Annotated in this window: 17 protein-coding genes and 2 pseudogenes; 16 read left to right on the plus strand and 3 right to left on the minus strand. The window is 49.8% G+C overall.

The window, feature by feature from the left end; translation table 11 throughout:
- On the plus strand, positions 1–148 hold a 148-nt coding region (locus AB3Y96_RS22595), incomplete at its 5' end, for a hypothetical protein (RefSeq protein WP_367300401.1).
- Between the two features lie 6 nt (positions 149–154).
- Here AB3Y96_RS22595 and vapC read toward each other — a convergent pair.
- Together vapC and vapB are read right to left on the minus strand one after the other, a co-directional pair.
- The gene (gene vapC / locus AB3Y96_RS22600; protein WP_040047086.1) at positions 155–553 is read right to left on the minus strand and encodes a tRNA(fMet)-specific endonuclease VapC; all 399 of its coding nucleotides are present in this window, start codon (positions 551–553) and stop codon (positions 155–157) included.
- Complete coding sequence (vapB, locus tag AB3Y96_RS22605; RefSeq protein WP_040047085.1) at positions 553–780, minus strand: type II toxin-antitoxin system VapB family antitoxin; 228 nt, start codon at positions 778–780, stop codon at positions 553–555. Before vapB ends, vapC begins: the two co-directional genes overlap by 1 nt.
- A gap of 112 nt (positions 781–892) precedes the next feature.
- On the opposite strand from vapB, the gene traI reads away from it, so the two are divergent.
- The 9 genes and pseudogenes from traI (at position 893) to AB3Y96_RS22650 (ending at position 12,589) form a co-directional block, all read left to right on the plus strand.
- A complete protein-coding gene (gene traI / locus AB3Y96_RS22610) occupies positions 893–6,163 on the plus strand; it encodes a conjugative transfer relaxase/helicase TraI (RefSeq protein ID WP_367300365.1) in 5,271 nt (1,756 codons plus the stop codon).
- Between the two features lie 84 nt (positions 6,164–6,247).
- Positions 6,248–7,003 (plus strand): type-F conjugative transfer system pilin acetylase TraX, encoded by a 756-nt coding sequence (traX, locus tag AB3Y96_RS22615; protein ID WP_367300366.1) that lies wholly within the window; start codon positions 6,248–6,250, stop codon positions 7,001–7,003.
- An 11-nt stretch (positions 7,004–7,014) separates the two neighbouring features.
- Positions 7,015–7,505: pseudogene (locus tag AB3Y96_RS22620) on the plus strand (phospholipase D family protein).
- 23 nt (positions 7,506–7,528) lie between these two features.
- The gene (gene finO / locus AB3Y96_RS22625; RefSeq protein ID WP_367300367.1) at positions 7,529–8,146 is read left to right on the plus strand and encodes a fertility inhibition protein FinO; all 618 of its coding nucleotides are present in this window, start codon (positions 7,529–7,531) and stop codon (positions 8,144–8,146) included.
- A 196-nt stretch (positions 8,147–8,342) separates the two neighbouring features.
- The gene (locus AB3Y96_RS22630; RefSeq protein WP_367300368.1) at positions 8,343–8,585 is read left to right on the plus strand and encodes a replication regulatory protein RepA; all 243 of its coding nucleotides are present in this window, start codon (positions 8,343–8,345) and stop codon (positions 8,583–8,585) included.
- Positions 8,586–8,879: 294 nt separating this feature from the next.
- Positions 8,880–9,800, plus strand: coding sequence for a plasmid replication initiator RepA (gene repA, locus AB3Y96_RS22635; RefSeq protein ID WP_040047080.1), 921 nt, complete (start codon positions 8,880–8,882; stop codon positions 9,798–9,800).
- 897 nt (positions 9,801–10,697) lie between these two features.
- A complete protein-coding gene (locus tag AB3Y96_RS22640; protein WP_367300369.1) occupies positions 10,698–10,931 on the plus strand; it encodes a type II toxin-antitoxin system CcdA family antitoxin in 234 nt (77 codons plus the stop codon).
- A gap of 2 nt (positions 10,932–10,933) precedes the next feature.
- Complete coding sequence (locus AB3Y96_RS22645) at positions 10,934–11,248, plus strand: CcdB family protein (RefSeq protein WP_367300370.1); 315 nt, start codon at positions 10,934–10,936, stop codon at positions 11,246–11,248.
- A 930-nt stretch (positions 11,249–12,178) separates the two neighbouring features.
- Positions 12,179–12,589, plus strand: a complete 411-nt coding sequence (locus AB3Y96_RS22650; protein WP_367300371.1) for a hypothetical protein — start codon at positions 12,179–12,181, stop codon at positions 12,587–12,589.
- Positions 12,590–12,673: 84 nt separating this feature from the next.
- On the opposite strand, the gene AB3Y96_RS22655 is transcribed toward AB3Y96_RS22650, so the two are convergent.
- Positions 12,674–13,318 carry a hypothetical protein gene (locus AB3Y96_RS22655; RefSeq protein WP_367300372.1) on the minus strand — a complete coding sequence of 215 codons (645 nt, stop codon included), beginning with the start codon at positions 13,316–13,318 and terminating at the stop codon, positions 12,674–12,676.
- Between the two features lie 571 nt (positions 13,319–13,889).
- Here AB3Y96_RS22655 and AB3Y96_RS22660 point away from each other — a divergent pair.
- The 6 genes and pseudogenes from AB3Y96_RS22660 to AB3Y96_RS22685 form a co-directional block, all read left to right on the plus strand.
- On the plus strand, positions 13,890–14,159 hold the full coding sequence (locus tag AB3Y96_RS22660; protein ID WP_367300373.1) for a FimD/PapC C-terminal domain-containing protein: 270 nt from the start codon (positions 13,890–13,892) through the stop codon (positions 14,157–14,159).
- Between the two features lie 38 nt (positions 14,160–14,197).
- The gene (locus AB3Y96_RS22665) at positions 14,198–15,166 is read left to right on the plus strand and encodes a spore coat protein U domain-containing protein (RefSeq protein ID WP_367300374.1); all 969 of its coding nucleotides are present in this window, start codon (positions 14,198–14,200) and stop codon (positions 15,164–15,166) included.
- 1,344 nt (positions 15,167–16,510) lie between these two features.
- Positions 16,511–17,686: an efflux RND transporter periplasmic adaptor subunit gene (locus AB3Y96_RS22670; RefSeq protein ID WP_367300375.1), complete on the plus strand. Its 1,176-nt coding sequence runs from the start codon at positions 16,511–16,513 to the stop codon at positions 17,684–17,686.
- Complete coding sequence (locus AB3Y96_RS22675; RefSeq protein ID WP_367300376.1) at positions 17,683–19,623, plus strand: MacB family efflux pump subunit; 1,941 nt, start codon at positions 17,683–17,685, stop codon at positions 19,621–19,623. Before AB3Y96_RS22670 ends, AB3Y96_RS22675 begins: the two co-directional genes overlap by 4 nt.
- A gap of 3 nt (positions 19,624–19,626) precedes the next feature.
- Positions 19,627–20,991, plus strand: coding sequence for a TolC family protein (locus tag AB3Y96_RS22680; protein WP_367300377.1), 1,365 nt, complete (start codon positions 19,627–19,629; stop codon positions 20,989–20,991).
- A gap of 33 nt (positions 20,992–21,024) precedes the next feature.
- Positions 21,025–21,810: pseudogene (locus AB3Y96_RS22685) on the plus strand (Tn3 family transposase); the annotation flags it as partial.
- Positions 21,811–22,222: the final 412 nt, after the last annotated feature.

The raw sequence follows: 22,222 nt of genomic DNA on the forward strand, positions 1-22,222 counted from the left end.
AGGCGAACTGGTTGATCCGGATGCTTACGAGCGTTGGCAAGCTGAGCATGAGGCTAACGGCCAGCGCACGATGCAACGCCGTGAAGAGGTCAATATCAATCACGGTCAGTCGTCTCTCGATGACGTTGAAGTAGGAGATACATTTTGAGGGTAACTAGATCCAATCTTCCAGCCGCAGACCAGAAACACGCTCAAACTCACGTGTATTGTTAGTGACAACGATAAGTCCACAACTCCGAGCATGACCAGCAATCATCAGGTCATAGGGGCCAATAGGTTTACCAAAGCGCGCTAGCTCAGCCCTAATTTGACCAGAATGTGCGGCTGCATAGCAGTCGTAATTAAGTACGGATAAACGTGCCGTAAAACCTTCAATGATGGCTAAGTTACGCTCAGGTGCGGTGCTTTTTTCCGCACCATAAATGAGCTCCATTAAAGTCACTGAACTAATACAAAGTTGATGACTGTGGCAATTGAATTTTTCGCGTACAGACTCCGGTTTATTTTTAATGGTGAAAATACAAATGTTGGTATCAAGCATGTATTTGAGCATTACAGGGCCTCACGCTCTTGCATTTCAGGTTGTTCGCGCTCAGACATAAAGTCATCTGTAACCGAATTTCCCTCAAACCAACTATCCCATGATTCTCCGGCTGGCGTAATTAAGCGAGTTCGACCTATAGCAATGATCTCTACACGTTTGACATCTTCGGGTAGTGCCACGGCTTTGGGTAAACGAACAGCCTGACTGCGATTGCTGAGGAATACGCTAGTTTCCATGTGTGTCTCCTTTGGATATACGAGATGTATATCCAGTGTAGTTTACTTGTTGGATATGTCAATGGGATATCCCTCTTCTATTTAAGATACAACAAACAAAAGGTTATCTGCGATGATGAGTTTTAGCCAGGTGAAGTCGGCAGGCGGAGCAGCAGGCTACTACACCGACAAAGACAATTATTACGTCTTGGGCAGTATGGATGACCGTTGGCATGGCGAGGGCGCCAAGCTGTTGGGTTTAGAGGGCTGCATCGATAAAGACACCTTCACCCGTGCGCTTAAGGGATTACTGCCTGACGGTTCCGATTTGTCCCGTCTGCAGGGTGGCAGTAATAAGCACCGTCCGGGCTATGACCTGACTTTCTCTGCACCCAAGAGTGTTTCGGTGATGGCGATGCTGGGCGGTGATAAACGCCTGATTGAAGCCCATAACCGCGCCGTTGATGTCGCGCTCAAGCAGGTGGAAGCATTAGCATCGACCCGTACGATGCGTGACGGCGTCTCAGAAACGGTGCTTACCGGTAATCTGGTGATTGCCCGCTTTAACCACGATACCTCGCGTGACCAAGACCCCCAATTACACACCCACAGCGTGGTGCTTAATGCCACACGCAATGAGGATAAGTGGCAGGCACTGAGCAGCGATACGGTGGGTAAGACCGGTTTTTCAGATAACGTTCTGGCCAACCAAATCGCGTTCGGAAAGATATATCGCCAAGCCTTACGCACTGACGTTGAAGCGATGGGCTATGAAGTCGATGTGGTTGGCAGGCATGGCATGTGGGAAATGCGTGATGTGCCGGTCGATGTTTTTTCCAATCGTCGCAAAGCGATTGAGTCTGCGGTGGGCGCGGATGCGTCCCTTAAATCGCGCGATGTTGCTGCTCTCGATACCCGCAAGTCGAAAGAAGTCCTTGAACCTACACAGAAGATGGCCGAGTGGCTGACAACGCTGAAAACGACCGGCTTTGATATGGAAGCGTATCGCAAGTTTGCGGATACGCGTGTTCAAGACGGTTTGACGCCAGCGCCACTGTCGCAGGAACCGGCCGATGTCGGGCTGGCGGTGACGCAGGCCATTTCACTACTCAGTGAGCGCAAAACCCAGTTTACCTATGCCGATGTGTTGGCCAAGACGGTCGGTCAGTTGCCTGCGCTCGATGGCGTTATTCAGCAGGCCCGAGAGGGGATAGATGAAGCCATTGCCCGTCAGCAGCTTATCCCGCTGGATAAAGAAAAGGGGATTTTTACCTCCGATGTCCATGTGCTCGATGAGCTGTCTATCGATGCATTGAGCAAGGAAGTGATGCGTCAAGGTCATGTCCAAGTGAGTCCGAACAGCAAAATAGACAGACCAGCGCCCTACAGCGACGCGGTTAGCGTACTGGCGCAGGACAAACCGCCGATGGCCATTTTGTCAGGGGGTGGCGGTGCATTGGTGCAATGCGACCGCGTGGCGGAGTTGGTGAATCTGGCACATGAGCAGGGCCGCGAGGTACAAATCTTAGCGGGCGATACCAAAGCGCGGGCCTATTTGCAGCAGGATGCACAGTTGGGCAAAGAGGCCGTGTTACCTAAGCGCAGTATGCTGGATGGCACGGCATTTGTGCCCAACAGCACCCTGATTGTGGAGCAGGGAGAAAAGCTGACGCTCAAAGAAGCGGTATCGCTGCTTGATGGCGCCGTGCGTAACAACGTGCAGCTGCTCGTGATGGATTCCCAGCAGCGAAGCGGGACCGGAAGTGCGCTCAGTGTTTTACGTGATGCTGGCGTGAACGACTACCGTTATCAGGGCGGAAAACAGATAGATGCGGTGGTTGTGGGCGAAGCGGATAAAAACCAGCGCTATGCCCAGCTGGCCCACGACTACGTGGCGCACCTTCAGGCGGGCGGAAAAGGCGTGGTGCAAACGTCGGGCGTGCGCGAGCAAGATATTCTGACGGATACCGTGCGTGCCGAGCTGAAGACTCAGGGCGTGTTGTCACAGCAGGACATCACCGTGCCGACATTGGTACCGGTATGGGTCGACAGCAAGAGTCGCACCGTACGCGACCATTACCGTGAGGGGATGGTGATGGAGAAGTGGGACGGTGAAACCAAAACCCATGAGCGCTTTGTGATTGAGCGCGTCACGGGAAAAACGCACTCGCTGACGCTGCGCAATGAAGCGGGAGAAAGCCAACAGATTAAACTGTCGGCATTAAATAGCCAGTGGTCGTTGTATCGCTCAGAGCAGATGCCGGTTGCCGTGGGGGAAAAGCTGAACGTGCTGGGGAAAATGCCGGAGCATAAACTGCGCGCCGGTGATGAGCTCAGCGTGGTGAGCCATGCCGAGGGCAAGATGGCCGTGGTACGTAATGGCAAAAGTGTCGCTCAGCCGCTACCCGTGGGCGATTCGCCGTTCTCTGCGATAAAGGTGGGGCATGCGTGGGTGGAAGGATTAGGCCGCTCGGTCAGCGATGATGCGACGGTCTTTGTGGCCGCAAGCAACCGCGACCTTGATAAGATGACCTTAAATCAGCTGTCGCGCAGCGGCGCACAGATACAGATGTACTCGGCGCAAAGCCCCGAAAAAACCGCTGAAAAACTCACGCGTCATCCGGCGTTTAAGGTCGTGACGCAGCAGATAAAAACCGTGGCGGGTGAGTCTGTTCTCGATGACGCCCTGCAGCACCAGAAAACGGCGCTGAATACACCGGTACAGCAGGCTATTCATTTAGCGGTCCCTTCGCTTGAAAACCAAAAGCTGGCGTTTTCACGCGTCTCTTTGCTGGCGGCGGCGCAGGAGTTTGGTGACGGTAAGCTCACGCCGCCAGAGATTGAGCAAGAAGTTCGAGAACAGGTCAAGTCAGGGGCGTTGATTGCCGTCGATGTCGCTCAGGGGCACGGCAATGATTTGCTAGTCTCGCGGGCGTCCTTTGAGGCAGAAAAAAGCATTATTCGCCATATTGCCGAGGGGAAAGAGGCGGTTACGCCGCTGATGAGTGACGTCCCCGAGAGTCTCTTGGCTGGGCTGACAATGGGCCAGCAGGCGGCGACGCGCATGATACTCGAAACGCCCGACCGTTTTGTGGTGGTGCAGGGCTATGCCGGCGTGGGGAAAACCACCCAGTTTCGTGCGGTGATGCAGGCCATCAATACCCTGCCTGAAGAGCGCCGTCCTCGCGTCATCGGGCTAGGGCCTACCCATCGTGCGGTGGGCGAGATGCGTGGCGCGGGGCTTGATGCCCAAACGCTGGCCTCTTTTCTCTATGACACCGCCCAGCAGCAGCGACAGGGTGAAACACCCGATTATCGCAATACGGTTTTTGTGGTGGATGAAAGCTCGATGCTGGGCAATACCGACATGGCCAAAACCTACGCGCTGATTGCGGCTGGCGGTGGACGGGCGGTCTTTAGCGGAGACCATGACCAGCTGCAGCCGATTGCACCGGGTCAACCGTTTAAGCTGCAGCAAACCCGCAGCGCCGCCGACGTGGCCATTATGCAGGAAATCGTACGCCAAACCCCTGTGCTTCGGCCTGCGGTATATCGCATGATTGAGCGTGATATCAGTGGCGCATTGACCACCGTGGAGAGTGTGGCACCGGTTCAGGTGCTGCGCCAACCCAACGCGTGGGTTCCTGACAGCTCGGTGATGGAATTTACCCGCGAGCAAGAAAATGCGATACGAGAAGCCATCCAAGAGGGGGGTGACGGTGTGCGTATTGATGAGGGCAAGCCAACGACTCTTTACGAGAGCATTGTCGCAGATTATATGGGGCGCACGCCTGACGCCCGCGCACAAACGTTGATTGTTACGCACTTGAACGACGACCGCCGCGCGGTGAACGCGATGATACATAACGCTCGTGAAAACGCCGGTGAACTTGGCGGTAATACCTCTATTCCGATTTTAGTCACGGCGAACGTACGCGACGGTGAACTCAGGCGACTGAGTACGTGGGAGGAACACCGTGGTGACCGTGTGCTCATGGACAATACCTACCATCAGATAGCCGATATTGATAAGCAGGCTGAGCTGATTACGTTGCGCGACAACGCCGGCAATACGCGGTTGCTCTCACCCCGCGAAGCCGCCAGTGAAGGGGTGACGCTGTATAAGCAAGACATGATAACGGTCGGTGTGGGCGACAAAATGCGGTTTTCCAAAAGTGACAATGAGCGCGGCTATATTGCCAACAGCGTGTGGACGGTCTCTGATATAGCGGGTGACAGTGTCACGCTAACAGACGGTCAACAGCAGCGCACGGTCACCCCTTATCGTGATGAAGCGCAGAGCCATATTGATTTAGCCTATGCGGTCACCGCACACGGTGCGCAGGGGGCCAGTGAGTCCTTTGCCATTGCGCTTGAAGGGACCGACGGTGGCCGCAAGCAGATGGTGAGCTTTGAGTCGGTGTATGTTGCCCTGTCGCGTTCTAAGCAGCATGTGCAGGTGTATACCGACAACCGCAAGGGGTGGGTTAATGCGATGGGCAAAACCCAAGCACGCAGTACCGCACACGATGTACTGGCACCGCGCGATGAGCGCACGGTCAACAACGCCGAGCGGTTGATGCGTCAGGCTACCCCGTTGCCCGAGGTGGCGGTGGGTCGAGCACTCCTCAAGCAATCGGGGCTGCAGGAGGGGCAATCACTGGCGCGCTTTATCGCACCAGGCCGTAAATATCCGCAGCCTCATGTGGCCCTGCCCGCCTTTGACCAAAACGGAAAGTCTTCCGGCGTCTGGCTTGCGCCGATGACACAGGGAGAGTCTCTGGACGCCCATGCCCTGAGCACCGAAGGGCGTGTCTTTGGCAGCGAGGAGGCGCAGTTTGTCGCCCTCCAAGCCAGCCGCAACGGCGAAAACCAGCTGGCCACCACGATGCGCGAGGGGGTGGCGTTGGCCGCTCGTCACCCTGAAAGCGGCGTGGTGGTGAGACTGTCCGGCGACGGTCGACCGTGGAATCCTGCTGCGATGACCGGTGGCAAGCTGTGGGTCGATAAGGTGGCTGAGGTGACAACGGGGACAGCAACGGATACGGCAGTGGACATCACACCGGCCGATGTGGGCGACAGTCGCCGTGCGGAAGACATCGCGCGTGAGGCGTTGGAAAAACAGGCAGAAAGAACAGCCCAAGAGATGTTGGGGACAGACAAGCCTGAGCAGGATGTGACCTTGCCTGATGAGAAGGTCAAAGCGTTGATTGGCGATGTTATCAAAGGATTAGCGGGCAACCGCGACGATAAGTCACCGCTGCCAGAACTGCCTGACGCGCGCGTGCAAACGGAGGCGGTGAATAAAGTGGTGGCAGAAAACCAACAGCGTGAACGCCTACAGCAGTTAGACAATGAGGTGGTGCGCGACCTGCAGCGTGAGAAAACGTTGGGTGGCGACTGACGCGCCGATGGCTTGTCGGCCCCGGCGTTTCCCACGATGGAACATCGTGACAACCGCCGGGGCTGGGATAAAGGGAATAACACCATGCATAAGATGAATTCAAAACGTACTGAGAATCTAGACATCTTAAGTCTTATGGGGCAAGGGTTAGCCCCTTACCTCTCCTGGACATCGGGTCAGTTGGATGTGATAAAAACCGTGGCGATGCTGCTGATGGTTATCGACCATGCCAACAGCATTTTGGGGCTCCATCACCCGTGGATGATGTGGCTGGGGCGCGGTGCCTTTCCGTTGTTTGGCGTGGTATGGGCATATAACCTGATGCGACATCCTGCCCTGCGACAGCCCTCCCTCAACCACCTGTGGGTGTGGGCGCTCTTTGCACAGCTGGGGTATGCGCTTGCCGGGCTCCCGTGGTGGCAGGGCAATATCTTGTTTGCTTTCGCAGTCGCCGGTCAGGCTATCCGCTTATGTGAAATGAAATCCCGCCTATCGGTATCGCTTGGGTTACTGCTCGTCGTTTTCTGGCTTCCCTTTGCCCAAACCAGCTACGGGTTGGCGGGAATAATGATGTTGGCCAGCGCGCGGTATCTATTTGCGGCGACATCCTCCGCTGAGTTGGCAGCGTGCTTCCTTTTGTGGTGCAGCATGGTGCTGATGCTCAATATCGAGGTTTCACCCATAGCGGCTATCGCCGGCTTAATACTCACAGGTATGGCGCTCGTATCGGTTCGCGCTATTAATGCGGGCATGCAGCGGTTCTGGCCCCGCGATTTTTTTGTGCTGTTTTACGTGGGGCATCTGGTGCTATTGGGTATGCTTGCTGAGGTTGCCTTATGAAAATACGTATAATGGTCTTTCTCGCGAGCCTGTTATGTACTATTGGGAGTCATGCGCATGTAATCGTGGGATTTTCGCCCGAGGGCAGTGCGCAGAAATTGGTGATGAACACGCTCAACATCGCTCGCCACTCTATTAACCTGATGGGATATTCATTTACCTCCCCGGAGGTGGTAAAAGCGCTTATAGGGGCGTTGATGTACGCGTGGTGCTCGATAGCAAAGCCAACCAGGGCAGAGCGAGCGTGACGGCTATCAACCTGCTGGTGAATGCGGGGATTGAGGTAAGAACGGTCGATAACTACAAGATAATGCATGACAAAGTGGCCATTATCGATGACGTCACAGTACAAACCGGTTCTTTTAACTATACGCGTGCAGCGCAGCGATCGAACTCCGAAAACGTGGTGGTGATGTGGCAGATGCCCGAGGTGGCACAGGTTTATCTTGAACACTGGCAAAGCCGCTGGTCACAGGGGCAAGCTTGGCAGTCCCGCTATTAATTCAATGAGGGAATATCAAAACAATGAGTGATGAAAAACGGAAAACCTTAACGCTAAAACGTAAATCACCTGAGACAACGGAGGGCGGGTCCGGCAGCTCAAATGGTATCCCTCCTACCTCGACGCTACAGGGAACTCGCGTGGTAGGACGTAAGAAGGTCATCACTGTCACTACGCCGCCGGCGTGGAAAGTGAAGAAGCAGGCACTCGCGGCAAAGGTCGCGCCTAAGCGTGAAACGCCGCCCGCGTCGCCGCCAAATAGCGTCAAAAAAGCTATAAAAGAAGCAGTGCCACGTCAACGGAAAGCCCCCAAGGGCGTAACGCTTATCCCCTTGGATGAGGCTATCAACGAGATGAAAACCTACTGGCCGGGCATATTTGACGGAGATGCCCCGAAACTGATGGCAGTGGGGACTTTCGAAAAGTTGGTGGCGGATAAGCAGCTTAACGCTTACCCGATATCGAATAAGCGCATTAAACGCTGCTTGAAAAGCATTACGCGTTCGAAAGTGTACCTCAGTCAAACCGTTGTCGGTGCGCCGCGGTATGACATCAAGGGTAATGCGGTGGCTACGGTCGAAGCGAATGAACAGCAGTACGCCATTGAGCGGCTAGGCCGCACAGTAAAAACCAAGCTATAGCCTCATCCTCAGGTGGGTTGTTTCACTATCCAACTCACCACCCTGTAAGTCCTCGTAAGTCTTAATGATCCGTGCGCCAACACGGATGCAATTTTTCATTGTAAAAAAACAACGTAAGCTATTGATTTGCAGTATTTGTGATACTTGTAGTATCCTTATCCTCAACGATCCTTTTTAGATCCTTGAGGAGGTAGAGATGTCACAATCCACAGATGCAGTAACCTCCTCATCAAAACGAGCTTACCGCAAAGGTACACCTCTTAGTGTAAGTGAGAGAAAAATGCGTTCAGTTTCTCGCAAAAGGGAGACTCATAAACCTGTTAATGTGTTCATCCAGAATGAACACAAAGCTAAACTGGACGCATTTTGTCAGGAAAATGGATTAACTCAGGCGGAAGCGATTGAACTGCTCATACAGCGAGAATTTTTATGTGAGTAGTCACATTTCTTGCTTGAACTGCTTTTGAGTGCTAAATTCCTGTTCGTGTGAAGAATTCTTGGTCGGCCACGCCGAAAGGTGGCAGGGAATAGGTTCGGTTGAGGGTGTTTGACTGAATCTAAAAAGCAAAAACCCCGATAATCTTCCTCTATCTTGGCGGACTGGAGAAGATTAACGGGGCCTTCATAAACTGCATAGAAGCTGTTGCTCTATGCAGGGAGTATAGTTTTATGCGTCGAGAATTTCAAGACCTCTCGTGCTTACTCCTTCTGCGCAACGTAAGCGTAGGATGGTGTGGTTGATGTAAGCACCGTTGAACAGCCTAAAAAAGAAGACCAACGCCACCGTGGGGAACATTCAACGGCGTGCAAATGTCCTTCTCCGCTTTATGTGCGCCCTGCGCACTATAAACCCTTGAGCAAACAGCACGGCCGTGCGCTGCGTAATCTGATGAGCGTGGATAAAACCACTGGCGAATGGGTGATACGACGTCGTGTGTCTGCCGATCCCTTATTTACTTTCCTTCGTCCTTACTGCGACCGCAAGCGTGCGTTTCGCGAGGTGCGTCGACGTCTGCTGGATTCACTTTTTGTGCTATTGATAAGTAAAGTGGACTTGGCCACGGGCATTGTGACCATCAATATCACGCGATTGGCTGAAGAACTCAGCCCGCACGATGACGATGGCCATGTGATTGCTGACAGTGCCGTGACCACCTCCCGTGTCTCTCGCCTTATTGATGAATTGGCCAAATTCAACGTGATCCTGTCTCCTGAAACCGAATGGGATTTTGTGAACGGTTGCCGTTTCCCTAAGCACATCATCATCACGGATATCGGCTGGCAGATGACGGGCGTCGACATGGATAAGCTGCGCGCCGAGCGTGACGAACGTCTACGTGCTATCAAGGACGGCGTCTTGCAGTCTGGGGAATTTCTGACGGTCAGAGAAGCGCGTAAGCGCTGGTATGAGCGCTGTCGTCAACAAACTATCCTCAGTCGCCGTACGCGTGCCATTGAGGGTAAACAGCGCCGTCAGCTGGAAGACCTGCCGTTTGATGAACGCAAACGCCAAGTCGCAGAGCAGATATTCCGCTCAATGAAAGGTCAGACACAGAACCTGACGCCACAACAATTCGAGAAAATGGTCTGGACGAAGCTTTACCAGTTGGAGCTGGTGAACCTCCAGCCGCCGGGTTCACCACCGCCACATTAACCCTGCCTACTTTTAAACCATCCGCTCCCTGCGGAGGCATCCTCACGTCTGCTGTCTTATTCTGGACAAAAAACACTCCCCCCCAACCCCGTAAAGGCTTCATCGATGCCTGAAATACGTCAGAAATGTCATCGCTATGATTTTATCCACATTTATCTGCAAACAGGCAGAAGAGGTTACCTGCAACCGACCCGTAATAACCTGCAATTCATTCAGGGTTTCACCCTTACGTATTCTCTTTAATAAATACGTTATTATTCACTGGATAAAATCAGTGGATAACGGAGACAACTAAAGACCAATAATGCCTTCGCTTACAACGGACAAGCCGTGCCGCTCAGAAGTTTAAGTTCCTCCTATCGCCATGCGACGGGCCCCATACAGAACCTCTTTAGTTACAACACACAAGACATCTACATCTGTCACCGTGCACATCGGCAACCACAGAGCGAAACTTATCCCACTGCAAAGCGGCTCGCCCCCGGCCCAAAGGGCCGGAAATGAGTCGCTTTTAAAGTGGATGTTGTAACTAGGGGGTTTGTGGTGCTGTAAGTAATGTAGCGGGTTGTTTCGGATACATGCTCGTAAGCGGCTCTACGCCCCGCTAACGCGGAGATACACCCCGACTACGGCTTAGCCTTGTCGTGGTCACTCCGACCGCATAATGAAAGTTCTACTTCGCTTTTGGTGGAGTTAGCTTTGCAGGGGGGGGGTGGTTGGTGATACCTATCAAAGCAGGGCGGCTACGCCGCGTCACCGGCGCCGTTTAACGTTAGTGTCATATCTAACAACAGCTGGCGCCTCCATGCCGCAAAGCGGCATCAGTCAGATGAAATATTCCACCGAATGTGCTACTATCCGTGTAAGTTACACACCTATATCTGGGGTATTTCTATCATGAACATTAAGCGTAATACACAGAATGTCACCGTGACTCTGGAGCGTAGCCTGCTGTCACGGGCTCGTGAAGCAGGCCTAAATATGAGCGCCACGTTAGCAGCTGCACTTGATACAGAACTCAAAAAAAATGCAGCGATGCGCTGGCTCGAAGATAACGCAGAATCTGTTGCTGTACTAAATCGTATTGGAGAAGAAACGGGATGTTTTTCTGACGAGTACCGGAGTTTTTAACAATGCAATTTACTGTATATCGAGGTGCCGGTAAAAACGCGGTTTTCCCGTTGTTAATCGATATTACCAGTGACATCATTGGCGATATTAATCGCCGTCTGGTTATTCCTTTAATGCCTGTAGAACGTTTTGGGCATCATCGGCCACCAGAAAGACTTAACCCGGTACTAGATATGACTGACGGTAAAAAATACGTATTGATGACTCATGAAGCAGCGACTATTCCGGTAAAAGCGCTTGGTGTAGAATTTTGTGATGCAACAGCATATAGGATAGTCATCAAAGGTGCTGTTGACTTCATGCTTGATGGAATCTGAAGCTTAGTTATCAAACGATATGCCTCCGCTTGATGGTTAAGACTCCATTTAGGAAACAGAATCTATGGTCACTCCCGTTTTTGCAACACCGATTTTGACGATAAGTTGGCTTGCTAGAATCTATCCTGCGTCTGAATGGAATTTTATTCACGAGCCTCGATGGTTAGTATTTTCAATTAGTTATTATTAACGTTATAAAGCCAAATCTCTGCCTGCAAGGTAGCGTTTTCTTTCATAAACAACGACAAAAATGCCTCGATAATTGACGGCTGATTAGAAAATGTTCAGCTTTGGGTATAAATCCAAATTTAAGGCAGATCTTTCCTACGCTGCGAATAACCATCGCTTCTTTTCTAGCTGCTGATGGCGTTGGGCCAGCAATGCTTCTGCTCGCGAACCGACTTCCGCACTCGAAAATACCATCCGAGCACCGCATAACACGCACTAACAGGGATCTACATTCGTAAATTGTTTCATCAACACGGCATAGTCAGGTTTAGCGGGTTTTGTTTTTACTTCCATCTCTAAAGTGGCATAGATTTTTGGCAGTAATTGGGGTTTGGGGAGCAACGGAACCATAACAACAGTTAACGGGTTAAATAGAATGGCTAAGATTTGTTAAATCAGTAGGTTACTCCAAAAAAACCAAAACCTAACCCCATCGGCGTAAACGCCTCAGGAGTAGTACCACTCGGCTAAAGCCTCGGGCAGTTAATATGGCATCGCAAAAATTTAAAATTTTAATTTTGAGATTTCACGATGCTGACAAGCGGAGCGCGTTCAGCAATACGCATTTCAACGTAATAGCTTTACGTCCTAAGGCGCTAAGTTTACGTCAGATTTATCCGCGAATTGTTGAGGAACCTGCTATTGCGTCCAAATTGCTAATGACGCTAGTATAATTCATTAGTTTTCATGGCTTGCATACTCTTGAAAACGACTCCCCCTAGATTAACGGGCGTTATCGGGGGGAGTAATCCAAAACGTTACGAGGAAAGGGATAAAAATGAAAAAAATATGGGTAGTAGGATTTTTTTTATTTCTGCATGTTTGCTAGCGGCGTGTGTAGATAATGGCGCTGCGTTGGCTGGGACGTTCGTAGGCGTTAAGAAAGGGAATGTATGGGTTTTTAGCTATGATAAAAGCCGTGATGAGTACAATCTGAAAAATTATTTCTACTCAGATAATAATTATGATTTTTCAAAAGATACCAATCATCTTAGACGTCATGGTGATTGGATCGAGAATGAAGAAAACCCTTATTACATCAAAGTGATTGATAAAAATACGTTGCAATATCTTGATATTCCAGACAATCTCTATAAAAGATTTGAAAAATAAATCTTGCTTAATGAACTTCAAAATTTAGAGCTGACATAGATATGCCAGCTCTAACAGTTGGGGTAAATCACCACCTTTTTTCCCTTATTGACTATATGGCATACCTACATAATAACGGTCTGAATAAAGTTTGTTATTAATCCAAAGTTTACCATCAAATTTATCTAATTTAGTTGAGTAAAAACCGCCAAATATAGCGGTTGTTTCTTTAGATTTAAAATCGAATTGACCTTTAGTACCATCCTGATATAAAACTATAACACTAAACGGTGATATTGGCTTAGTATACAGAACCATATCTTCACGTGAATTTTCAGAATCAACCATGTGTGGTGTAGCATATAAAACACGTTCTATCTTTCCTGTGTAATTATAAATAAAACCTTTGATAGGTTTTATTATAATTCCTGCATTTCTCAAATCTTGCCCAGAGTGCAATCCTACAAGAAGTTCATTGCTGGTAAATCCCATAGTATGTATGGTTAAGTCAGGATTAATTTTCGCCAGAAAAAAATCAGCTGGTAGTTCGTTTACAGGAAGTTTTTCAATATTTTTTATTTTTTGGAGATCTATTTTATTTTCATTAATGTCGAGTAATTCCTGAGATTCCTTTAGCGCGGTGATTACCATTTTTTGGGAGGGCGTAGGGTGCTTCAATCTTACATTTGCACAACCTACAATTGTGAAAATCATGAATATAAGGATGAAATTTTTTTTATTGAAAAACACTTTTGCCTCGACGGTGTATTCATAAGGTTTTCAATGATAATTAATCATTATAAAATTAGATATGGAAAAATGGGCTCTTTACCTTATGGTGTTTCAATCTTTGTAGATTCTAGTAACCCGTGATTTCGTTGGTTTTCATCCATGCCATCCCATGCCGCTTTCGTAGAGCTGGCATATCTATGCCAGCTCTACGACGAGTCAGATGTGAAAAATGCGACCACTACCTTCTCATCGCTCAGTGGCTTTCATACCGCAGGCGCTACAGCCTTTCCCTTTCAGCTGTAGCAAATGTATTTGGCATGTGTGCAATGAGGAGATGCGCAGCAGTATCGGTGTAATCCCATGCCAGGGGTACCACAGGCGAGCATGCGCTCGACGACCAATTGAGTCCATTCAGGTATGGCGTCACCGTATTTAGTGAGTAGCTTGCCCCAGCCATAATCTATCTGAAAGAAGAGTTTTTGAACTGACCCCTTAAAATTGCACAGGATTATAACGAGCTAGGAAAACTGAAAAAAGCACCTTAGTAACAGAGTCTTAGTTCCCGCCGTAGGCGGGCTATCGTTCACTGGTGAACTTTGGTATTACCCCTGTGCGCGCGGCGCTTGTGATCCTAGTAGATGATCGTGGCAGATTTCTTCCGCAGGGTAGCAAAGCCACCTTAAACGGTGGCATGCAAAGCTCTTCGTTTGTTGGTTTTGAAGGAATGGCATACTTTGATACGCTGGAAACACATAATCGGTTGCAGGTCTCTACAGAAACGGGGACTTGCAGTGTCCATTTTTATCTCCCTGAGAAAACAGAAGATATTCCGCAAATTGGCCCGTTGGTATGCCAATAAAGGGGTAAGTAAATGTATCAATCAAAGAGGTATAACCCATGAGGATTAAACTCTGGTTATTAATGGGATCTCTGCTGCTTTGTCAGGCTGCCAGCCACGCGGTAACATGCTCGTTGAGTAACGTCTCCACAGTCAATTTTTCCTCGGTAAACCCGCTTGCAAGTACCGGGCCGTCAACTTCTATGACCTTTAATTATTCTTGTACAAAAGAACTTGGTGATGTACTCGCGGGTATTAACCTATGCTTTAACATTGGTAACTCATCTGTCAGTGGCCAGATTGCTACGCGGACGATGTCTTCAGCAGGCCCTCCGGCCAACACCTTGAACTATCAACTGTATCAGAACGCAGGCAATACCATCATTTGGGGCAGTCAATACCAGCCTGGCACTACTTTTCCCATGGTTCAGATCCCCCTTTTAAACTTAACACCAGTGACCGGAAGTTTGACTGTCTATGGACAAATACCAACACCGCAACTCTCCAGCGTGCCTGGACGCTTTCAGGACAACTATACAGCTGCAACTAGCATCGTTACTCTTAATGTCGGATTACTTGCTCCGCCCACGACTTGTGGTAACACCATCGTTGCTACTTTCCCGTTTAACGTTACGGCTATGGTCCTGAAACAGTGCGATATCATCTACGCCAACAACATTAGCTTTGGCAGCGTGAATGCAAACCAAATTAACTTGGCGGCATTTAACACTCTAGGTGTCGCTTGTACTAACAACACGCCTTACACTATAGGGCTAGTGCCATCCAACAGTAATACAGCGGGCAGTGGAATAATGAAAGGCACTGGTAGTAATATTGATGCGGTTCCGTATCAGCTTAGATCCTCCTCGGGCTCAACAGGTACTGTGTGGGGGAACACGACGCAAAATACTGTGTCGGGTACTGGTAATGGCTTCACCATTCCTTATGTTATCTATGGCACCGTACCCAGCGCCAATTACATACCAGACAGTTATTCTGATACTGTGACAATTAATGTAACATATTAATAATATTTATATTGAGGCTACAAGTTAAAGGGGCCAACCGTAATGCTAGAGCGAAATTATCATCTGAAAAATAGATTAGAAGAAAACATTGCCAGATAAATATCTTTTAAAAGTCCCCTTTAAAAGGCGCTTCCATATCTATTATATTTCAATATCTCAGATAGTTACTTCACTGAGGTACGTTTTCTTAAAATTGGATTTCAGCCCCTAATATTAAGAGGCAACTATCCACAGTAATTTCAGATAACTGTGCGAGCCTGTAACAAGCAATATGCCCCTTTCCTTCATTACTGCATCTGTTTTGTTTGAGTCCTCTCGTCTGACGATCACTTCAGGATGGACAACCAGATCATGCTGTAGGGGGCAGTTTGTTTCCGTTAAATAGTGCTCTGTGGGGGCTGAAGCTCAACCGTGCAAAAAGCGGTTCCGTGCGCACTTCCTCTAAAAGTTCAATTTAATGTCTAAAAAACATTAATTATCATATTTTTAATCTATAAAGTCAGTATGTATTAGGTAAGCGAACTGTGAACTCGCCTTATTCGATTAAAATAATGTAATAAGATGGATACTATTATCTGAAGCGGTTTTCGACGTAAGGTAATAGTTCATTGATCCGGCTGTTGGGCTAGCTCGGCAAGCGAGTCAACACATCACGCAACCAAATATAGCGGGTTGATGACCAACAGAGCAAATACGTACGTTAAGAAGTCAATTAATTGTTTAAATTGAAATTTATCATCTCAATTTACTATCAGAGATATTCCAAACATTCTGAGACTAAAAAACACGTAAACCGTCAACAATTTGATTGGCTTTATTCTTGTGCCAAGACCTATGAGAGGTCAGGGAAACTGTGCCATTCACCTTTACATGCCTCAAAACATAGGCCGAGTAATTTTTCAGCTTAGCTTCCCAATTTTCACATCAATTTATGTGTTGTTTTATGTCGACTAATGTAGTTCTATGGTCCCTCGCATTTCAACTCGTCTTTTACGGTGCACATTCTTTGTGCTGTCTGGTTTATTCGTTTCGCCTATGTCACAACCGTGCTAGCTGTGCTCAGCAATTAGTAGGGCGTGACTAGCGCCATGACTTAATTGGATAACCTGCCGGACAGCCGCTCACCAAGCAGATTAAACGTGCCTTTGAACAAGGTAGCTTCACCACAATCATCGATCTAAGGGCCGTGAGTAATTGACATTGCTACGAACTATCGCCGGATTGCCCCTGCTTTTCTCGCGAACTTATTAGCTATGCTTTGATCTCTCGTACAAGCTAAATAGATTAATGTGAATCGCTTGAATCGTTGCTTTTCTTGTCATGGAATACTTGGGCACAATACTAATGAAATTCATTTCCCGTCGTATGCTGCTAATCGGTGCAGTCTTACTCATTATCATCATCGCCACAGTGAGCATTTATCTGCAGCGTCCACAGTTGTCGAACTACGTTACCGCTACGGCACGCCTGGGCGACATCGAAAATACCGTTCTGGCCACAGGGCGAATAGACGCGATTGAACGCGTCAATGTCGGTGCTCAGGTTTCCGGTCAGGTGAAGTCGCTTAAAGTAAAACTTGGCGATCATGTAACCAAAGGGCAGTTGATAGCTGACATTGATGATGTGCCGCAGCGTAATGATTTGCGTACCGCCTCGGCGGCGCTGAACGTTGTAAAAGCCGACTTGCAGGCTAAACAGGCGCTACTGAAGCAGGCTGATCTGCGCTTCAAACGTCAGCGAAGCATGCTGAGCGAAGATGCCAGCTCACGTGAAGATTTTGAATCTGCCGAGGCTACCCTAGCGACTACACGTGCAGAGCTGTTGTCCCTTAACGCTCGTCTGGTGCAGGCGCAGATTGAAGTCGACAAGAAAAATGTCGATCTGGGCTATACCCGAGTACTAGCGCCGATGGAAGGTATCGTGATTGCGGTGGTGACTCAGCAGGGGCAGACTGTGAACTCAAGCCAGAGTGCGCCAACCATCATCAAGCTGGCTCGGCTGGATATGATGACCATCAAGGCCCAAATTTCTGAGGCCGACATTACTCGTATTGCCGCAGGGCAAAAGGCATACTTCACCATTTTCTCCGACCCAGACCGCCGCTATGACACCACGCTGCGGAGCGTGGAGCTAGCACCTGAGTCGGTGATGAAAGATGATCTCCTTGCCAGCAATAACTCCGGCTCCGGAACATCGAATGCTTCCGTGTACTACAACGCGCTATTAAACGTGTCAAACCTTGAAAATAGACTACGCATCGCCATGACGGCGCAGGTAACGTTAGTGGTAGGTGAAGCCAAAAATACGCTGCTGGTGCCGATTCAGGCCGTGCATAAAGTTGAAGGGAATAAACAGCAGGTACAAGTATTGACCGGCGATAACAAGCGGGAACCCCGTGAGGTGAAAATCGGGATTAGCAACAGCGTCGATATTCAGATCCTCGAAGGCTTAAAGGCCGGGGAAACAGTGGTACTGTCGCAACCGGGTGAGAAACCGGCAGGGGAAGGACTCATCCTGTGAGCAATATTATCGAGCTAAAGGGCATCAGCCGCAGCTATACCAACGGCGGACATGCACTGACGGTGCTGAAGGATATCACCCTGACCATCGCCGCCGGGGAACTGGTCGCGATCATCGGCGCTTCAGGTTCTGGCAAGTCCACGCTAATGAATATTATGGGCTGCCTTGATGTGCCGGATAGCGGTGACTATTTCGTCAGCGGCAAGAATGCGGCTTATTTCTCCCCGGATGAGCTGGCAAGAGTGCGCCGCGAACATGTTGGATTTATCTTCCAGCGCTACCATCTGATGCCAGATTTGAGCGCACTCGGCAACGTTGAGATCCCTGCTATTTACGCAAACAGCCAGCGTGACCTTCGCCGACAGCGAGCCGCTATGCTGCTTGCCAGACTGGGGCTGGAAGGGCGTGAACACCATAAGCCAGGAGAACTCTCCGGCGGACAGCAGCAGCGTGTCAGTATTGCGCGATCGTTAATCAACGGGGGCGAGATTATTCTCGCAGATGAACCTACCGGCGCGCTGGATTCCCAATCTGGGCAGGAAGTACTTTCCATTCTCAGTGAGCTCAATCAGCGCGGGCACACGGTGGTGATGGTTACCCACGATATGAAAGTAGCGCAGCACGCACTGCGCATTATCGAGCTACGGGACGGAGAGATCATCTCTGACAGCGGCAGCCGAGTGACTATCACGGGATCTTTATCGCCGCCAAACCGCACCCGACAAAGTCGCTGGCAAAGCCTGCTTGATCGCACCAGAGAATCGTTGCATATGGCGCTGAAAGCGATGAACGCGCACCGTCTGCGCACGACGTTAACCATGACAGGCATTATCTTCGGCATCGCCGCAGTAGTGACGGTGGTGGCGCTGGGCGAGGGTGCCAAGCAGCAGACGCTGGAGAACATCAAGGATCTTGGCACTAACATGATCAAGATCTATCCCGGCAGTGACCTATTTGATGACAGCATCGACAATGATAGTATCCGTACTTTGGTCCCTGCAGATACGGATGCGTTGGCGAAGCAGCGCTTTGTTGACAGTGTGAGCCCTGAGGTTAGCGCTTCAGATAAAATCCGCTTTCGCGGAAAATCCGCCACCGCCTCAATCAACGGGGTTGGGCGTAATCACTTTCGCGTCAATGGCATTGAACTTTTGCAGGGGGCAACCTTCCGGGATGACCGCAATGGGTTGCAAGAAGTGATTATCGACGAAAACGCACGTAAGGCGTTATTCGATGAAGCAGGGCTGAAAGCGCTGGGACAAATTGTCCTTCTTGGCTCCGTGCCGGCGCGGGTTGTAGGCATCGCCAAAAGCAATAACTATGAGGCAAACCGCATTAACGTATGGATGCCCTACAGCACGGTAATGTACCGCATCATGGGCAAGCCGATACTGAGCAGCATTAGCATCCGGCTGAAGGACGATGTCGCTAATGAAGCTGCGGTCAGTGTGATTACTCAACTGCTCACCCAACGCCACGGTGTTAAGGACTTCCAGATTTACAATTTTGAGCAGATTCGAAAATCTATCGAGCGTACCTCGATGACCTTCAGCATTCTGATCCTGATGGTGGCGTCTATATCCCTTATGATCGGCAGTATCGGCGTGATGAACATTATGCTGGTTTCCGTCACCGAACGTACCCATGAAATCGGCATACGCATGGCCGTTGGTGCGCGGTGCAGCGATATTATGCAGCAATTCATGATTGAGGCTGTACTGGTGTGCCTGATCGGTGGCGCTTTAGGTATCGCACTGTCGTATGCTATCGCGCCGCTGCTTAACATGTTGGCGGGAGGGATGCTAACGGCTATCTACTCCTGGCAGGCCGCTGCCACCGCGCTTTTTTGCTCAACGTTAATCGGCATGATTTTCGGTTATCTCCCCGCCCGCAAAGCGGCAAAAATGAATCCGGTTGTTTCACTGGCCAGTGAGTAACCCATGAAAATTTTATCACCTTTAGCAGTCTGCCTCGCTGCTACGCTCAGCACCGGTTGCGGAAACAGCCTGAAAAGCGACTACCATACACCCCATGTTAATTATCCGGTCAGTTGGCTCAAGGATGACAATGCCAGCACGACGGTGCCGTTTGACTGGAAGGCGTTTCACGATACTCAGCTTGATAACTGGATCCGGCAGGTTATGGCAAGCAACAATGACGTTGCTGGCGCCGTGTTGCGTGTCTACCGTGCCAGGCTTAATGCGGAGCGAGTTGGCATCGTTAACGATCCCAGTTTGAACGCTGTGATGAATGCCAATAGTAATAACGAACTAAACCATTCCTCATCATGGACGAAAAGCAGTTCTGCTAGCCTTGGTACCAGCTATGAAGTCGACCTATGGGGAAAAATCGCGCGCCAGCGGGATGCTGTGGAATGGGAAAGCCAGGCGACGGAAGAGGATTTAAGAGCAGCGCGTCTAACGCTGCTCTCTGACGCCAGCAACAACTACTGGCGGATCGGCTTCATAAACCAGCAAATGAACGTGCTTCAGCAGAGTATTAGCTATGCCAAAGAGACCTTGCGGCTGGCTAACGTTCGCTACAGCGCGGGCGGCGCTTCGTCGCTGGATGTGGCCGACGCCGAACAGAGTCTGTTGATGCAGGAAAATCGCCTTATAGCACTCAAGCACGAGCGCCTTCAGGCACTTAATGAGTGCACTCTACTACTGGGTGCGCCGCCAGGTAGCTCGGTCGTTGAACCTGCACGGCTGCCAGCGGGACCCATGCCGCAGATAAGCGCGAGTATCCCGGCAAGCGTGTTGAGCCACCGACCAGATATTAGTGCCAAAGAGTGGCGGGTGCGCGAGGCGCTTGTGAACGTCGATATAAAACGAACAGAGTATTACCCGGCGGTTAGTCTGACGGGTTCTCTGGGAACCTCCAGCACCTCACTGCTGACGTTCCTACATAATCCTGTCGGCTCTGTAGGGACAAGTCTGACACTGCCGTTCCTAGAGTGGCGGCAAAGAAGGGTAGATATCAAGATCGTTCGCAACGATTACGAGCAACGCGTACTGGAGTTTAAGCAGGCACTGTACAAAGCCATGACCGGTATCGACGATGCGCTTTCATACCGCACCCAACTGTTGGCGCAGGAGACACATCTGCGTAATGTGCTTGAACTTGCGAGAAAGTCAGAACGGTTAAATGAAGTCCGCTACCGACAGGGTGCCGTGCCCATTACCTTCTGGCTGGATGCGCAGGAAAAACGCCGCCAGTCCGAGCTTTTACTTGATGAAAACCGCTTTAATCAGTACCAGAACCTGGCAAACATCTATCTGGAGTTTGGCGGTTCACAGCAATAGTTGGGTTTTTTGGCGCATTTCGCTGGAGATTGCATCTTTGTACTGGAAGGGCTTCTGGAGCAGCAGACTGGGCTGAATCCGGTAGAAATTATGACGGACACGGCAGGATCCAGCGATATCATTTTTGGCCTGTTCTGGTTACTGGGCTACCAGTTTTCCCCTCGTCTGGCCGATGCAGGCGGGGCGATATTCTGGCGGGCAGATAAAACGGCACATTATGGTGCCCTGAATGAGCTGGCCCGGGGATGTGTTGAACTGTCAAAAATCGAATCCCAATGGGATGAAATGATGCGAATGGCGGGCTCACTGAAGCTTGGGACCATCCATGCATCAGAGCTTATTCGTTCACTGTTGAGAAGTAGCCGACCATCTGGTCTGGCTCAGGCGATTATGGAAGTGGGCCGGGTCAACAAGACGTTATATCTTCTCAACTATATCGATGATGAGGATTACCGGCGTCGGATCCTCACTCAGCTCAACCGGGGAGAAGGACGCCATGCAGTGGCTCGAGCCATTTGCTACGGACAACGTGGTGAAATTAGAAAACGCTACCGTGAAGGGCAGGAAGATCAACTCGGTGCTCTGGGTCTGGTGACCAATGCGGTTGTGCTGTGGAACACACTTTACATGCAGGAGGCGTTGTCACATCTTCGCAAATCGGGGGAAACACCTGAAGAGGAGCATCTGGCAAGATTATCGCCGCTGATACATGGCCATATAAATATGCTGGGGCATTATACGTTTTCGTTACCGGAAGATATTCTGAAGGGCGAGTTAAGACCGTTAAATTTCAATACAAACAATGAATTAACCTCTTAGCGTGGTTTTTTACATCATTGGACCTCGACCCCCGTATACGCAAAAGACAACTTCAGCATCACTGCCAGTGACAGATTTTCACCGGCGGAACACGTTGATCTATTGGTGCCTAAAAACGGGCTGCGTACCTTTTCGCAACCTCTGTTGTGAATACGACAGGGATACACTTCCCCCCTACATCATCATGGTTTTTTTCCTGAGCTTGTGGTTTTTTTGGCCTGAAAATTCGTCTGACTAGATCTTTATTTTGTGATTTTAGTTTATACGATCTATTGATCTAATAATTTTTAATTTTTAGCATAATATGCTTTTTGATGTTGTTTTTTTGTGCTTGCAAGGCTTTATTTGTGAGAATATTCTTAATTTTAAGGAGTTTGTCGTTTTTTTAACACCCACGACATATTTGTGTTTA

This window comes from Hafnia alvei, from assembly GCF_964063325.1.
Lineage (GTDB): Bacteria > Pseudomonadota > Gammaproteobacteria > Enterobacterales > Enterobacteriaceae > Hafnia > Hafnia alvei_B.